This is a genomic window from Pseudomonas sp. SDO5532_S415, assembly GCF_054071155.1.
Genome location: NZ_JBSVWS010000146.1, coordinates 1 through 15,937 on the forward strand (window position 1 = coordinate 1; position 15,937 = coordinate 15,937).

14 protein-coding genes are annotated in these 15,937 nt (G+C 61.2%); 5 read left to right on the forward strand and 9 right to left on the reverse strand.

The window, feature by feature from the left end; translation table 11 throughout:
• Window positions 1-82: 82 nt before the first annotated feature.
• The 6 genes from ACW9HW_RS23685 to ACW9HW_RS23710 form a co-directional block, all read right to left on the reverse strand.
• A complete protein-coding gene (locus ACW9HW_RS23685; RefSeq protein WP_457401915.1) occupies window positions 83-1,138 on the reverse strand; it encodes an ABC transporter ATP-binding protein in 1,056 nt (351 codons plus the stop codon).
• 18 nt (window positions 1,139-1,156) lie between these two features.
• The gene (locus ACW9HW_RS23690; protein WP_095193125.1) at window positions 1,157-2,005 is read right to left on the reverse strand and encodes an ABC transporter permease; all 849 of its coding nucleotides are present in this window, start codon (window positions 2,003-2,005) and stop codon (window positions 1,157-1,159) included.
• Window positions 2,002-2,910 (reverse strand): ABC transporter permease, encoded by a 909-nt coding sequence (locus ACW9HW_RS23695; protein ID WP_095193124.1) that lies wholly within the window; start codon window positions 2,908-2,910, stop codon window positions 2,002-2,004. Before ACW9HW_RS23695 ends, ACW9HW_RS23690 begins: the two co-directional genes overlap by 4 nt.
• 194 nt (window positions 2,911-3,104) lie before the next feature.
• Window positions 3,105-4,208 carry an ABC transporter substrate-binding protein gene (locus ACW9HW_RS23700; RefSeq protein WP_095193123.1) on the reverse strand — a complete coding sequence of 368 codons (1,104 nt, stop codon included), beginning with the start codon at window positions 4,206-4,208 and terminating at the stop codon, window positions 3,105-3,107.
• Between the two features lie 308 nt (window positions 4,209-4,516).
• Window positions 4,517-5,965: an aldehyde dehydrogenase family protein gene (locus ACW9HW_RS23705; protein ID WP_095193122.1), complete on the reverse strand. Its 1,449-nt coding sequence runs from the start codon at window positions 5,963-5,965 to the stop codon at window positions 4,517-4,519.
• On the reverse strand, window positions 5,962-7,614 hold the full coding sequence (locus tag ACW9HW_RS23710; protein WP_095193121.1) for a 5-guanidino-2-oxopentanoate decarboxylase: 1,653 nt from the start codon (window positions 7,612-7,614) through the stop codon (window positions 5,962-5,964). Before ACW9HW_RS23710 ends, ACW9HW_RS23705 begins: the two co-directional genes overlap by 4 nt.
• 159 nt (window positions 7,615-7,773) lie before the next feature.
• Here ACW9HW_RS23710 and ACW9HW_RS23715 point away from each other — a divergent pair, with 159 nt between their 5' ends.
• Window positions 7,774-8,655 (forward strand): LysR substrate-binding domain-containing protein, encoded by an 882-nt coding sequence (locus tag ACW9HW_RS23715; protein WP_095193120.1) that lies wholly within the window; start codon window positions 7,774-7,776, stop codon window positions 8,653-8,655.
• A 116-nt stretch (window positions 8,656-8,771) separates the two neighbouring features.
• Here ACW9HW_RS23715 and ACW9HW_RS23720 read toward each other — a convergent pair whose 3' ends face one another.
• Both ACW9HW_RS23720 and ACW9HW_RS23725 read right to left on the reverse strand, forming a co-directional pair.
• Window positions 8,772-9,386 carry an NAD(P)-dependent oxidoreductase gene (locus tag ACW9HW_RS23720; RefSeq protein WP_457401916.1) on the reverse strand — a complete coding sequence of 205 codons (615 nt, stop codon included), beginning with the start codon at window positions 9,384-9,386 and terminating at the stop codon, window positions 8,772-8,774.
• 197 nt (window positions 9,387-9,583) lie between these two features.
• Window positions 9,584-10,444, reverse strand: coding sequence for an MBL fold metallo-hydrolase (locus ACW9HW_RS23725; protein ID WP_095193118.1), 861 nt, complete (start codon window positions 10,442-10,444; stop codon window positions 9,584-9,586).
• Window positions 10,445-10,685: 241 nt separating this feature from the next.
• Between ACW9HW_RS23725 and ACW9HW_RS23730 the strand changes: the two genes are divergently transcribed.
• Window positions 10,686-11,591, forward strand: coding sequence for a LysR family transcriptional regulator (locus tag ACW9HW_RS23730; RefSeq protein ID WP_457401918.1), 906 nt, complete (start codon window positions 10,686-10,688; stop codon window positions 11,589-11,591).
• 222 nt (window positions 11,592-11,813) lie between these two features.
• On the forward strand, window positions 11,814-11,990 hold the full coding sequence (locus ACW9HW_RS23735) for a hypothetical protein (protein WP_170948630.1): 177 nt from the start codon (window positions 11,814-11,816) through the stop codon (window positions 11,988-11,990).
• Window positions 11,991-12,013: 23 nt separating this feature from the next.
• Here the strand turns inward: ACW9HW_RS23735 and ACW9HW_RS23740 are convergent, their stop codons facing one another.
• On the reverse strand, window positions 12,014-12,910 hold the full coding sequence (locus tag ACW9HW_RS23740) for a helix-turn-helix domain-containing protein (RefSeq protein ID WP_457401919.1): 897 nt from the start codon (window positions 12,908-12,910) through the stop codon (window positions 12,014-12,016).
• A gap of 190 nt (window positions 12,911-13,100) precedes the next feature.
• On the opposite strand from ACW9HW_RS23740, the gene pobA reads away from it, so the two are divergent.
• Both pobA and ACW9HW_RS23750 read left to right on the forward strand, forming a co-directional pair.
• The gene (gene pobA, locus ACW9HW_RS23745) at window positions 13,101-14,285 is read left to right on the forward strand and encodes a 4-hydroxybenzoate 3-monooxygenase (RefSeq protein WP_457401921.1); all 1,185 of its coding nucleotides are present in this window, start codon (window positions 13,101-13,103) and stop codon (window positions 14,283-14,285) included.
• A gap of 79 nt (window positions 14,286-14,364) precedes the next feature.
• On the forward strand, window positions 14,365-15,882 hold the full coding sequence (locus ACW9HW_RS23750; RefSeq protein WP_457401920.1) for an MDR family MFS transporter: 1,518 nt from the start codon (window positions 14,365-14,367) through the stop codon (window positions 15,880-15,882).
• Window positions 15,883-15,937 lie beyond the last annotated feature (55 nt).

Sequence of the window (15,937 nt, forward strand, 5' to 3'; positions counted from 1 at the left end):
CACAGTGATATGTGGCGTTCACAAAACCTGTGGGAGCGGGCTTGCCCGCGATGGGGCCATTAAGGCCATCATCAAATTTGGATCAAGCACCGAGAACGCGACACGCCTGCGCCGGCAACGTCACCGACACCGGATGCCCGATGCTCAAGCCAATCCCCTGACACGGCGTGCTCAGCGCGGTAAACGTCACCCCGGAACACTCCACTGTCGTTTCAATCGTCGCACCGATATCACGCACGAACGTCACCTTGCCCAGCAAGCGGTTGCCCGCCGTCGCCTGCGGTGCCGACAGTTGCAGGTCTTCAGGGCGAATCAGCATCTTCACCTTCTCCCCCACCACAATGCTGCTGCAGATCGGCACTTCCAGCGCATCACCGCCTGGCAGGCTGACCTTGCCGTTGCCCAGTGCGGTGGCCGGAAAGATGTTGCCGGAACCGATGAAATCCGCGACGAATTCGTTGGCCGGATGGCGGTAGATCTCGATCGGCGTACCCACCTGCTGCACCCGATGTTCACCCAGTACAACGACGATATCGGCCATGGTCATGGCCTCACGCTGGTCGTGGGTGACCATGATGGTGGTGATGTTCAGGCGCTGTTGCAACTGGCGGATTTCCACCTGCATCGACTCGCGCAGCTTGGCGTCCAGCGCCGACAGCGGTTCGTCCAGCAGAAGGATTTTCGGGTGGTTGGCAATCGCCCGGGCAATCGCCACGCGCTGACGCTGGCCCCCGGACAGTTTGGCCACCGGGCGATTGATCATCGGTTGCAGCTGGATCAGTTCCAGCAACTCCACCACCCGCGCCTGCTGGTCAGCCTTGCTGACCCCGCGCAGTTTCAGCGGATAGGCGATGTTCTCTCCTACCGTCATGTGCGGGAACAGCGCCAGGGATTGAAACACCATGCCGAAATTACGCTGGTGCGCCGGGGTATGGCCGATGTCCTCGCCGTCCAGGCGAATCTCGCCGCCGGTCAGCGTTTCCAGCCCCGCGATCATCCGCAGCAAGGTGGTTTTGCCGCACCCCGAAGGGCCGAGGAAACACACCAGTTTGCCCTCGGGCAAATGCAGGTTCACATTTTTTACTGCGCAGGCCGAGCCGTAATGTTTCTCGACGTTTTCCAGAATCAGACCAGACATAAGAATCACCTCAAGAAATCAGAACGAAACGCCACCTTCACCGACCAGCTTCTCCAGCGCCCAGATCAGGACGAAGTCGATCAGCACGATCAGCACGGCAAACGAAAATACGGTGGGGTCGAGCGAAGACACGGTGCGGCTGTACATCCAGATCGGCACGGTCATCACGTCGATGGTGTAGAGGAAATAGGTCACGGTGAATTCGTTGAACGAGACGATGAACGCCAGCAGCATGCCCGCCAGAATCCCCGACTTCATCAACGGCACCACCACGTCGACAATCGCCCGCAGTGGCGAGGCCCCGAGCATTTGCGCGGCTTCTTCGACTTCGCTGCCGATGGAAAGCATGGCCGCCGTGCAGTTCTTCACCACGAATGGCAGGGCAAGGATCACGTGGGCAATCACCAGCCGCGAGGTGGTCATGTGGAACGGCAGGCTGTCGAACACCAGCAGCAATGCCAGGCCCAACACCACCATCGGAAACACCAGAGGCAATGACATCAATTGCAGCGCCACGGCCTTGCCACGGAACTCGCAACGGGTCAGCGCATAGGCCGCCGGCACCGCGATCAGCGTGGCGAAGATCATGGTCAGGCACGCCACCATCAGGCTGGTGGTCATGGCCTGGCCGAGACTCAGCACGTCACTGGAATCGGGCGAGACAAAGGTGTGCCAGGCGGCCTTGTACCATTGCAGGCTGTAGCTGCTTGGCGGAAAGTCGAGGTTCGACGCGCCGCTGAAGGACATGACGATCATGGTCAGGATCGGCAACACCGCCAGCAGCAGAATGACACCGGAGAGGATCCCGGCGAACTTGCCGGTGTCACCCGGCAACAGCGAGTGGCGCTTCTTGGTCAGGGAACTCATTGCGAAGCCTCCAGCATGCGCCGACGACGGCCTGTGATGTATTCGGACAAAGTCATGATGGCCAGCGTGGTCACGATCAACACCACACCGGCTGCGGAGGCGGCGGGCCAGTTCATCAGCGGGGCGATCTGGTCATGCACCATCACCGCCAGCATCGGCACACGACGGCCGCCGAGCAGCAGAGGCACCACGAAGCTGCTGGCGTTGTAGGCGAACACCAGGGTCGCACCGGTGATGATCCCAGGCAGACTCATCGGCAACACCACCTGGCGGAACACCTGCAAGCGGCTGGCGCCCAGGGTTGCAGCGGCTTCTTCGTAGCTGCGGGCGACACCGCGCATGGCGCTGGCTATCGGCAGTACGGCCAGCGGGAAGGCGGTTTGCACCAGGCCCATCAAGACGCCGTTCTGGTTATACAGGAGCATGATCGGACGCTTGATCAGGCCCAGGCCCATCAGTGCCTGGTTGAGCATGCCACCGGGGCCGAGGATCACCAGCCAGCCGTAGCTTTGCAGCAGCAGGTTGACCAGCAACGGCAGCAGCACCGCGGCGAGGAAGATCCGCCGCACGAACGGCGAAGTCAGTCGCGACATGGTGTAGGCCACCGGGATCGCCAGGATTACCGCGATCACCGCGCTGATCAGCGCCAGGCGCAAGGTCAGCAGCAAGGACTTGAGGTAGTACGGTTCCAGCAATTGGGCATAACTGGCCAGGCTGAACCCGGACCATTCCGCGCCTTTGGTGCCCACGCTCATGCGCAGCACCAGCAGGCTGGCGGCAATCAGCACGCCCAGAAACAGCATCGACGGCGAGAGGAAAAACCAGGCGCGGGCCGTCGGCGAAACACCCCGGTTGGCGCGCACGGGGGCGACACTCACCGGATGGGTCAGAGGTTGGTGTTCCATAGCAAAGGTCTCGTCAATGGAAAGCAGCTGACAAACACAAATCTTCAGAGCGAATTGGCCCGTTGTGGGAGCGAGCCTGCTCGCGAAAGCGATCTGTCAGTCGACATTCAGGGTGAATGTCAGTCCGCATTCGCGAGCAGGCTCGCTCCCACAGGGGATCTTCAGTGGCTGAAAATCCTGTACTCGTCACTCAATCAGGAAGAAAAGATTTCCGTGTAACGACGAATCCATTGGTCATGCACGGAGGCCAGGAAGGCGTTGTCGTGCATGATCGCTTTCTCGGCAATCTGCTCCGGCGTGAGGATGTACGGGCTCTTGCGCGCTTCGGCGGAGATGATTGCCTTGGCGTTGACCGGGCCGTTGTAGATGTCTTCGGCCATCTTGCCCTGCACCAGCGGGTCCAGGGAGTGATTGATGAAGGCGTAGGCCAGGTCGGTGTCGCCCGGACGATTCTTCGGCATCACCGAGAGCATCAGGTCGGTGTAGAAACCTTCCTTCATGCCGAAGGTGGCGCCCAGGCCGTAGTTCGGATCGCGGATCTGTTTCGGGAAAAAGGCTGGAGCGTAGAGGCCGCCCATGTCCAGGGAACCGGTGCGGAAAAGCTCGGCGATCTGGTTCGGGTTTTCGCCCAGGGTTACCACGCGGTCCTTGAGCTCGGCGAGCTTCTTGAAGCCCGGCTCGATGTTGTGCTCGTCACCACCGGCCAGTTTGGCGGCGATGATGATCAGGTCCATGGCCTCGGTCCAGTTCGGCGGCGGCAGGAAGATGTTCGGCGACAGGTCGGCGTCCCAGAGGGCCGCGTAACTGTTCGGAGCTTCCTTGATGGTGCGCGTGCTGTAGACCAGGCTGTTGCACCAGAGCAGGTAACCGATACCGTGGCCATTGGCGCCGGTACGGTATTTCTCCGGTACGTCGACCAGGTTGGGAATGCGGTTGAGGTCAGGCTTTTCCAGCAGGTTGGCGGCGGCCAGACCTTCGGCACCGACGCCTGCCAGGGTGATGATGTCGTACTGCGGGCGATCACCGCCGGCCTTGAGTTTGGCGACCATTTCCGAAGTACTGCCGGTGCGGTCGGCGATGACTTTGCAGCCGTACTTGTCTTCGAATGTCGCAGCGATGTTGCGCAGTGCTGCCAGACCGGTGTCATCGGACCAGGTCAGCAGACGCAGGGTCTTGCCTTGAAAGCGGGTGTCACTGGCGTTGGCCTTGACGAACGGCAGGCTCATGGCCGCCGCGGCAACCGAGGCGACGCCCACGGTTTTGATGAATTGACGTCTGTTCAGATCGTGCTCGCCCATGAAGGACTCCCTTTGTTTTTGTAAGTTATGAGGTTGGTCGCAACCGTTGCATCCGCGCGGCCAGATCTGCCTTGAGCCCCGTATTTACGGGGCCGGAGCTGAGCCGACGGGTTCATCCTGAGGTCGTGCAAAACACCTGACTATCGAAAAAAACTCATTGAAGCCATGACGCCAGCGCATGCCTCCTTTTACCTGTGGGAGCGAGCCTGCTCGCGATGGAGGTCAACGATAACGCGGGGTATCAGACAACCCGCGTCGCCCATGCGTCCTTCGCGAGCAGGCTCGCTCCCACAGAATGAAAGCGGGCGTCAGACGGCCCGAATCACATGTTTGATTTCCTGGAAAGCCTGCAAGCCCCACGGCCCCAATTCGCGGCCAATGCTGCTCTGCTTGTAGCCACCCCAGGCGGTCTGCGGGAAGATCACCTGCGGCGCATTGATCCACACAAGCCCCGCCTGCAAAGCATTGGCTACGCGATCCGCTGCTTCGGCATTGCGCGTGACGACGCTGGCGACCAGACCGAACTGACTGTCGTTGGCCAGGGCAATCGCTTCGGCTTCCGAGGTGAAACGGCGCACGCAGATCACCGGGCCGAAAATCTCTTCACACCACAGCGCACTGTCCAGGGGCACGTCGGTGAAAATCGTCGGCTGCAAAAAATATCCGCGCGGCAGGTCCGCTGGACGATTGCCGCCGCAAACCAGCGAGGCACCGGCACTCAGTCCGCGATCGATGTGGCCGAGCACGCGCTGGTATTGCGCCTGATTGACCAGTGCGCCCATTTCCACGTTCGGGTCGAACGGGTCGGCCACGCGGATGGCTTCGGCGCGAGCTTTCAAGCGGGTCAGGAATTCATCGAACAATTGATCGGCAACCAGCACCCGGCTGGTGGCGGAACACATTTGCCCGGCGTTGAAGAAGCCGCCACCGCAGGCCACTTCCACGGCCAGCTCGATGTCAGCATCGGCCAGCACCAGCAACGACGATTTACCGCCCAGTTCCAGGCTCACGCCTTTGACGCTTTCTGCCGCGCGTTGCATGACCTGCACGCCCACCGCATTGCTGCCGGTGAAGGAAATCTTGGCGATACGCGGGTCCGTCGACAGCGGCGCGCCAACGGCCAGGCCGGTACCGCACACCACGTTGAACACACCGGCGGGCAAGCCGGCATCCGCGATGATCGCCGCCAGTTCCAGCTCCGGCAGCGGTGTCACCTCCGAAGGCTTGAGCACCACGCAGCAACCGGCGGCCAGGGCCGGGGCGAGTTTCCACGCGGTGGTGACCATGGGGAAATTCCACGGCACGATCAGGCCGACCACGCCGCACGGTTCGCGGCGCAGGCGGGCGCTGAAGTCATCGCTCGGCAACTCGACGGCGCTGTCCTGTTTCGCGTCCAGCCCTTCGGCCAGGCCCGCGTAGTACTCGAAGGTGGCGATCACATCATCGACGTCGATGGCCGCTTCAAACTGTGGCTTGCCGTTGTTGCTCGACTGCAAGTGCATCAACTGGTCACGACCGGCCTGCACGCCCGCGGCGATTTTGCGCAAGATCGCGCCGCGTTCGGCACCGGTGGTTTTCGACCAGTCGGCGAAGGCCCTGGTCGCCGCGCTGACGGCTTGATCGACCGCTTGCTCGTCACCGCCCACGACGGTGGTCAACAGGGCTTCGGTGGCCGGGTTGATCACGCGCAGATGTTCGCTGCCGGCCGACCATTTACCGTCGATGAACAGACCGTCCAGAGTCGTTGGAAAACTCATTTCGACACCGCCTGGGTCCACACTGCCTTAGTCCAGGTAGCCTGGTCGATTTCAATCAGGGTGGGCCCCTGGCGATCAGTGGCTACACGCAAGGCGCTGCGCAGTTGCTCGACATCGTTGACCGCTTCGGCGGCGCAGCCCAGAGCTTTGGCCACACCGATGAAGTCCGGGGTGTAGATGTCGACGCCAACCGGCTCGATGGCGCGGTTGACCATGTATTTCTTGATTTCTTCGTAGCCCTGGTTATTCCACAGCAGCACGATCACCGGCGTGCGCGCTTCAACGGCGCTGGCCAGCTCCGGCAGGGTGAATTGCAGGCCGCCGTCGCCGATCAGGCACACCACTGGCGGACGCGCACCGTTTTCCACACTGCCGCCGAGCCAGGCGCCGATCGCCGCCGGCAAGGCGTAGCCGAGGGTGCCGTAGCCGGTGGACGAGTTGAACCAGCGACGTGGGCGCTCAGGGTTGAACGTCAGGTTGCCGGTGTACACCGGTTGGGTGGAATCGCCGACGAATACCGCGTTCGGCAATTCGTACAGAACGGTTTCCAGGAAGCGGGTCTGGGCCAGGGTCGGCGCATCCCAGTTGGCGGCCAGTTCTTCACGCAAACGGGCGGCACGTACCTGGCCCCAATCGTTGCGGCGCTCGGCCAGGGATTTGTGGGACAACGCGCTGAGCAAGGCTTGGGCGGCGTTGCGCGAGTCGGCGACCAACGCAACATGTGGCGGGTAGTTGCGCACGGTCTGGTCCGGGTCGATGTCGACGCGCAGCAGCTTGCCGGGAATCTCGAAACCGCCGGCGAAGGTGACGTCATAGTCGGTTTCGGCCAGTTCGGTGCCGATGGCCAGCACCACGTCGGCCTCGGCGACCAGCGCGCGGGTTGCGACCAGGCTCTGGGTCGAACCGATCAGCAACGGGTGAGCAGATTCGAGCATGCCTTTGGCATTGATGGTCAGGGCGACAGGGGCATCCAGCAATTCGGCCAGCTCGGTCAGCTCGGCAGCGGCATCGATGGCACCGCCACCGGCGAGAATCAGCGGGCGCTTGGCGCCGGCCAGCAACTCGGTCATGCGGTTCACGGCGGTGGGTGCAGCACCGGCGCGGTCGATGTTTACCGGTACGCTCGTCAGCAGGTCATCGGCCTCTTCAACCAACACGTCCAACGGAATTTCGATGTGCACAGGACGCGGGCGACCGGCCTGGAACAGCGCAAAGGCACGGGCCAGCACGCCCGGCAATTCGGACGCCGACATCAGGGTGTGGGAGAACGCCGCCACGCCGCCAACCAGCGCGCTCTGGTTCGGCAGCTCATGCAGCTTGCCGCGACCGCCGCCCAACTGGTTGCGGGTCTGCACGCTGGAGATCACCAGCATCGGGATCGAATCGGCGTAGGCCTGGCCCATCGCCGTGGTGATGTTGGTCATGCCAGGGCCGGTGATGATGAAGCACACACCCGGTTTGCCGCTGGTGCGGGCATAGCCGTCGGCCATGAAGCCGGCGCCTTGTTCGTGACGCGGAGTGACGTGGTTGATGCTCGAACGGGCCAACCCGCGATACAGCTCCACGGTGTGAACCCCCGGGATGCCGAACACCTGCTCGACCCCGTAGTTTTCGAGTAACTTGACCAATACTTCGCCGCACGTCGCCATGTCATTGCCCTTCTTGTTCGTTTGAGACGCCGGGCCTGCGCTGTGTTTATGATGAATTCGCAGGTCCAGGGATGGCCTCATTGGAACGGGCGACACGTAGCCGCAACAATGGATAAAAAGTCATACTAGCCATGTCCTCACGTCATACCTTGGATCCCAATGAAACGACTGCCTCCCCTGCCGGCGCTGCACACTTTTCTGATTACCGCGCAGTGCTGCAACTTCACCCGGGCCGCCGAGCAACTGCACATCACCCAAGGCGCGGTGAGTCGACAGATCGCCGGGCTGGAAGATCATCTGGGTTATGAACTGTTCATCCGCCAGGCCCGGGGACTGGACCTGACCGCCGAGGGGCGCGAGTGGCTGCCACGGGTGCAGCAGATTTTCGGTTTGATCGACGAGGCGGTGGAGCAGATCGGCGAGAAGCGCGAAACCCTGCAACTCAAGGCGCCGACTTGTGTAATGCGTTGGCTGCTGCCACGCCTGTTGCAGTGGCAAAAAGAGCGGCCGGACGTGCCGGTTGAACTGACCACCACAGTCAAACACGGCGTGGACTTTCATCGCGAACAGTTCGATGCGGCGGTGATGTACGGCGGGCCGCCGGACAGCTCTCTTGAGTCTTGTCTGCTGTTCGATGAACAACTGACCCCCGTGTGTTCACGGCCCATGCTCGAAGGGTCGTTGGCTTTGCAAACTCCGGCTGACCTGCAACAACACTTGTTGCTGCACCCCACCCGCGATGAACGGGACTGGAAAGCCTGGTTGAAAGCGGCGGACGTGCACTTGACCAATGTCGGCAAGGGCCAGCACTTTGAAACGCTGGACCTGGCGATGTCGATGGCATCCCAGGGTACGGGCGTGGCAATTGGCGACTGGTCGTTGATCGGCGATGACCTGAATGCCGGGCGACTGGTCATGCCCTTTGAGTTGAAGGTGAAAACCGGATTGGCGTATTACCTGGTATTCCCGGAAAAACCTGCACCTTCGCCGAAGTTGCGCGAGTTGATGGGTTGGCTGGTGGAACAGGCGCAAAGTCGGTGAATACTTCGCCCCTGTGGGAGCGAGCCTGCTCGCGAAAGCGATCTGACAGCCGACATCGCTGTTGAATGTAAGTCCGTCTTCGCGAGCAGGCTCGCTCCCACAGGTGATTTGTGTGCTCAGTACCCGACGGTAAACCGCTGCCGAGAGTGCTTCGGCGCTTCGACTTCATCGAGCATCGCTATCGCATAGTCGGCGAACGTGATCCAGCTGCGCCCTTCACGGCTCACCAGCAAATCATCCTCGCCGATCCGAAACGAACCGCTGCGCTCACCCTCGACAAATTCCGCCGAGGGCGACACAAAGGTCCAGTCCAGTTCCTTTTCCTGACGCAGGTTTTCCAGAAACAAAGCTCCGGCGCTGGCCTCTGCCTTGTACTCCGCCGGGAAGCCTGCGCTATCGATCACCCGAGTGCCATCCGGCAACAACAGAGAACCGGCACCGCCCACTACCAGCAGGCGTTTGACCCCGGCCTGCTTCAGCGGTCCGATCACGGCACTGGCCGGAAGCGTGGCGAAATGCGCGGCACTGATCACCACATCATGCCCGGCGATCGCCGCTTGCAACGCGGCGGCATCCAGCGCGTCGACAGCCTTGCTGGCCACACCGGCACGCAGGCCGATCTTCGAGGTGTCACGGGCGATGGCGGTGACGCTATGACCGCGACGCAGGGCTTCTTCCAGCAGTTGGCTGCCGGCACGACCGGTGGCACCGATGATTGCGATATTGCTCATGACGTTCTCCTGTTGGCTGTATTCAATTTGACTTGTACACACAGATCATTGTGGTGAGGGAGCTTGCTCCCGCTCGGCTGCGAAGCAGCCGTAAAACCTGACAACACGAAGTACCTGACACACCGTTGGGGAGCGCTACGCACTCCAGCGGGAGCAAGCTCCCTCGCCACAAAAGCTTCTGCATCAGAAAAAACGGGTTACCACTTCATCTCGCCCTTGGCGACTTTGGCGCTCAGCTCCAGGGAGCTTTCTTCGCCCAGTGCCGGGAAGCGCTTTTTCATCGCGGCGATCAGTGCAGTGGAATCCTTGGCCTTGGCGGTTTCTTCGTCGAACGCCTTGATGTAATCGGCAGTGAACTGCACAGCGGCCTGGGACCGGGTGCTCTCGCCGAGATAGTGTCCTGGCACGATGGTTTCCGGATTCAACGTTTTGATCGAGTGCAGCGTAGCCAACCAATCGGCATGGGACTGCGGGGTCTGGGTGTCGGCCATCCACACATGGATGTTTTGTGCCACAACCACACCACCGACCACGGCCTTGATCGAAGGGATCCAGACGAAGCTGCGATCCGGTTGTTTGCCTTCCAGGCCGACCACCTGCAACTTCTGCCCTTCGAGGATCAGGCTGTCGCCCTTGAGTACCTCGGGCACGATGGTTTTGGCCGGCGCGTCAGCCCCCAGCTTCGGCCCCCAGAACGCTAATTTTCCGGCGACGGTCTGCTTGATGTGATCAACGGTCGGTTGCGAAGCGAGCACCTTGGCCTTGGGGAATGCAGCGGTCAGGGTGTCGAGGCCGAAGTAGTAATCCGGGTCGCCGTGGCTGATGTAGATGGTGGTCAATTGCTTGCCGCTGGCACGGATTTTTTCCACCACCTGCTCGGCCTGGGACTTACCGAATTGCGCGTCCACCAGGATCACCTCTTTCGCACCGCTGACCAGCACCGAGGTCACCGGGAAAATCGCCTGGGTTCCAGGGTTGTAGACATCCAGCGTCAGCGTCGATGCACTGGCGTGGGCGGCAAAACCGAGGGCGGTGGCGAGGAAAATACGCTTGATCATTTTTTACACCGTGTTCTGAATGGAAAGCCCGCCCTCTGTGGGAGCGAGCCCGCTCGCGAAGGTCGCAAGGGCAACGCGTTCAACCCTGTCTGCACGCGTTATCGTTGACGACCTTCGCGAGCAGGCTCGCTCCCACAGAAGAACAGAAGCCCGAGTAGGCATGGGCACAGAGCTTAGTTGCCTGGTTCAGTACAAAAAATGCGATGCTGGAACATAGTTTGTTTCTGAAATCGGGCAAATCATGGATCGTCTACAAGCAATGCGGGTGTTCGTCACAGTGGTCGACCTCGGCAGCCAGTCAGCGGCAGCCGATCATCTGGAGCTGTCGCGACCGGTGGTTTCCCGGTATCTGGCGGAACTGGAAGACTGGGTTGGCGCACGCCTGATGCACCGCACCACACGCAAGTTGAGCCTGACCGCCGCCGGCAGCGAAACCCTGCCCCGCTGCCGCCAGATGCTGGAGCTATGCAACGACCTGCAAGCCGCGGTCAGCGAGCCGGACGACGCCCCCCGCGGCCTGCTGCGCATCAGCGTCAGCACTTCGTTCGGCCAGGCGCAACTGGCGGAAGCCATGGCGGCATACGTCAAGCGCTATCCCGGCGTCAGCATCGACATGCAGATGCTCGACCGCACGGTGAACCTGGTGGATGAGCGCATCGACCTGGCGATCCGCACCAGCAACGACCTGGACCCGAACCTGATCGCCCGTCGACTCACGGTCTGCCGTTCCGTGATCTGCGCCTCCCCCGCTTACCTGCGCGAGCATCCGACGCCGCAGCGGGTCGAAGACCTGAGCCAGCACAACTGCCTGACCCACTCCTACTTCGGCAAAAGCCTCTGGCATTTCGAACAGGACGGCGAACAGGTCTCGGTGCCGGTGCAAGGGAACATCAGCGCCAACGAAGCCAGCACCCTGCTGCGTGCGGCCATGGCTGGCGCCGGGGTGGCGATGCTGCCTACCTATCAGGCCGGGGTGCACATCCACAGCGGCGAGCTGGTGCGCCTGCTGCCCCATGCCGAACCACGGCAGTTGAACATCTATGCGGTGTATGCCTCGCGCAAGCACATGCCCGCGGCGTTGCGCAGTTTGCTGGATTTTCTGGTGATGAGATTTCCCGAAACACCTGCGTGGGATGTTGGCCTGTAACCGCAATTCCCCTGTGGGAGCGAGCCTGCTCGCGAATGCGGAGTGTCAGTCAACGAATTGTTGAACGTTAAACCGTATTCGCGAGCAGGCTCGCTCCCACAATGGGAAACATCAGTGTTCTGAATGTCGTGGCACATGCATGACTTGGTTTGCTGGCATCTCACCGACCCTGACCTATGCTCAATGTAAATACCCACGGGTATTCGTTCAGAGGTCGACGCCATGAACATCAGAACAAGAAGGTACCTCGCCATTTTCATCACCTGCGCGGTAACGCTCGGGCTGTATGGCGCTGCGGCCTGGCGCGTGGAGCAGTTGCGCAACCTGCCCCGTGATTACGCCAGCTGCAATTTCGAGCGTTGCATTCCCCACAACGCGACCCTCAACGCCCTGCGCTGACGAATGCCGTTGAAGACAGCGGATCAGGCCTGGTTGTCCTGATCGGCCTTCAAGCGGTCGCGAAACGCCTTGGGCGAAATCCCCACCCGTCGTCGGAACAGGCGCGTGAAGTTTGTCGGATCAGAGAACCCCAATACATCGGACATTTCATAGATGGTCATGCTGGTGTAGGTCAGCAAGCGCTTGGCCTCCAACAACTGCCGTTCGTGCATGATCTGCAAGGCCGGTTGCCCCGCCAGTTCGCGGCAGGTGCCGTTGAGGTGGGACACGGAAATGCCCAGCCGATGAGCCAGGTCCTCGACCTTGACGTGCTGGCGATAGGTCTCCTCCACCAGTTGAATGAAACCGTTGAGGTATTCCCGGGCACGCTGCGGCCGTTGTGTGGCTGAGTGCCGCTGGATCACCTGGCGGCTAACCCACACCATGATCACGCTGACCAGCGAATGCATGAGCATTTCCCGCGCCGGTTGGTGGCCTGTGTATTCGGTTTGCAAGGCAGCAAACAGGCTGTTGAGGTACTCACTGTCCTTGCCGGCCGGGTAACTTTCGGGCTGGGCCAGGGCATTGACCGAGTTACCCAGTTGCGCCTGGAGATGGGCGACCAGTGGCGCGGCCAGGGTCACGACGAACCCTTCGACGTCTTCGGAAAAACGGTAGCCATGCACCGACAGCGGTGGCATGACCAGGATCGCCGGTTCGTTCAGTTGCGTGCGTTTACCTTCGATTTCAAGCTCTGCCTGACCTTTGAATACGAAGAGCAACTGGCATAAATCGGCATGGCGGTGGGGTTTGATTTCCCATTGATGTTCGCGGCTGCGTTTGGAGATGGTTTCACAGTGCAGCAAGTCCGGGGTTGGCCAATCCAGGCTTTCACCGTAGAGCTTGAACACTGGAATCGAAGGCAGGTCAGGCTTGTTCATCACTTCAATCCAGGCCTCGGAATAGATGACGGGCGATAATCGCACCGATTGGCAGAATGTACAGGTATCGGCTCAGTTTTCACCTTCAATTGACAGACCCGCAAGGGAAAAATGCAAGCACTCGATCCATAAAAATCACTCACCGACCTTGGTCGCGTGGAGCTTGCGAGTCATAAAAACAATGAAAATGCTGAAAACCCAAGTCGCCATTATTGGTGCCGGCCCCTCCGGTCTATTGCTCGGCCAATTACTGCACAACGCCGGTATCGACACCCTGATTCTCGAGCGTCAGACGCCCGATTACGTGCTCGGGCGCATCCGTGCCGGTGTCCTTGAACAAGGCATGGTAGAGCTGTTGCGCCAGGCCGGCGTGAGTCAGCGCATGGACGCCGAAGGGTTGGTCCACGGCGGCTTCGAACTGGCGCTCGATCACCGCCAGGTGCACATCGATCTGCAAGCCCTTACCGGCGGTAAAACGGTGATGATCTACGGCCAGACCGAAGTCACCCGCGACCTGATGGCCGCTCGTCGGGAGGCCGGTGCGCAGACGATTTACCAGGCCGCCAACGTGGTGCCCCATGGCATGAAAACCGAAGAAACCTTCGTCACCTTCGAGAAGGACGGCGAGCAGTATCGCCTCGATTGCGACTACATCGCCGGTTGCGACGGTTTCCATGGGGTGGCACGGCAGTCGATACCCGCCGAGTGCCTGAAGGTGTTCGAACGAGTCTATCCCTTTGGCTGGCTGGGGATACTGGCCGACACCCCGCCGGTCCACGAAGAGCTGGTCTACGCTCGCCACGAACGCGGTTTCGCCCTGTGCAGCATGCGCTCGGCGACACGCACCCGTTACTACCTGCAAGTACCGGCGGATGAAAAGGTCGAGGCCTGGTCTGATCAACGCTTCTGGGATGAACTCAAAACCCGTTTGCCGCAAGCCCTGGCGGAAAAACTGGTGACCGGACCGTCCATCGAAAAAAGCATCGCGCCGCTGCGCAGTTTCGTGGTCGAACCGATGCAGTATGGGCGCATGTTCCTGGTTGGCGACGCCGCGCACATTGTCCCGCCCACCGGCGCCAAGGGCCTGAACCTGGCGGCAAGCGACGTCAGTACCTTGTTCAATATTCTGCTGAAGGTTTACCGCGAAGGCCGTGTCGACTTGCTGGAAAAGTACTCCGCCATCTGCCTGCGCCGGGTATGGAAAGCCGAGCGGTTTTCCTGGTGGATGACGTCGATGCTGCACCGTTTCGAGGATCACGATGCCTTCAGCCAACGCATCGCCGAGTCGGAACTGGAGTACTTCGTCGACTCTGAGGCCGGTCGAAAAACCATCGCAGAAAATTACGTCGGCCTTCCTTATGAGGCTATCGAATAGCTTCCTACCGACTTACACTGGCGAGCACTTACCCGCTCGCCAGCCCCTTGCGGGTCAATCACTGCCCGCAGGTTCTCCCGTGACCAATCTCAACCAGCCTGAAACGCCCAAACCGGCCCTTCGCAGCGTGCTGGTCGCCCTGATGATGGCGATCTTTCTCGGTGCGCTGGACCAGACCATCGTCGCCGTGTCGATGCCGGCCATTTCCGCGCAATTCAAGGACGTCAGCCTGCTGGCCTGGGTGATTTCCGGCTACATGGTGGCGATGACGGTGGCGGTGCCGATCTACGGCAAACTGGGCGATCTGTACGGGCGGCGCAAGTTGATGTTGTTCGGCATGGGCCTGTTCACCCTGGCGTCGTTGTTCTGCGGCATGGCCCAGAGCATGGAGCAACTGGTGCTGGCGCGGATCTTTCAGGGGATCGGCGCGGGCGGGATGATTTCGGTCAGCCAGGCGATCATCGGCGACATCGTGCCGCCGCGCGAACGCGGGCGTTATCAGGGTTACTTCAGCAGCATGTATGCGGTGGCCAGCGTGGCCGGTCCGGTGCTCGGCGGTTATATGACCGAATACCTGTCCTGGCGCTGGGTGTTCCTGATCAATCTGCCGCTGGGACTTGGCGCCTGGTGGGTGGCCCAGCGCAACCTGGTTGGGCTGCCGATTCCGCAGCGCACCCCCATCATCGATTACCTGGGCACGCTGCTGATGATCATCGGCCTGACCGCGCTGTTGCTTGGTATCACTGAGGTCGGTCAGGGGTATTCATGGCGCAGCAGCGAAGTGCTCGGTCTCTTTGCTTGCGCCGGCGTCGTGCTGGCGGCGTTTGTCTGGCATGAGCGCCGCGCGCGGGAGCCGCTGCTGCCGATGCACCTGTTCGCCAACCGCAATGCCCTGCTGTGCTGGTGCACGATTTTCTTCACCAGTTTCCAGGCGATTTCGTTGATCGTGCTGATGCCGCTGCGCTTTCAGAGCGTTACTGGCGCCGGCGCCGACAGTGCAGCGCTGCATTTGCTGCCACTGGCGATGGGGCTGCCGATAGGTGCGTATTTCGCCGGCCGTCGCACCTCGGTGACCGGTCGCTATAAACCGCAGATTCTCACCGGTGCGATCCTGATGCCGATCTCGATCCTCGGCATGGCCTTCAGCCCGCCCCAGGCTTTTGTGTTGAGCAGTTTGTTCATGCTGCTCAGCGGGATCGCCTCGGGCATGCAATTCCCGACGTCTTTGGTGGGTACGCAGAACTCGGTGGAACAGCGAGACATCGGTGTCGCCACCAGCACCACCAACCTGTTCCGTTCGCTGGGCGGCGCGGTGGGCGTTGCCCTGATGTCGGCGCTTCTGCTGGCGCTTTTGCAGGATTCGAGCTTCGCGCACCTGGCCGGCTCGTCACTGATTGCCGAGGGACATTCGGGCAATGTTCTGCTGGACGGCCTGAACGCCACACCGGGGGATGCGCAGAACGCCTTGCGCGCCGAACTGCTGCTGACCTTCCGGCATTTGCTGATGGTCAGCGCGGCGGTGTCGTTGCTGGGACTGGCGGCGGCGGTTGCCATGCCGAACATGTTGCTGCGCGGGCGTGAGGACAAGGTTCGGTAGCCAGACCGCGTCCCCACCATTCGCGAGCAGGCTCGCTCCCACAGGTGCGCGGTCC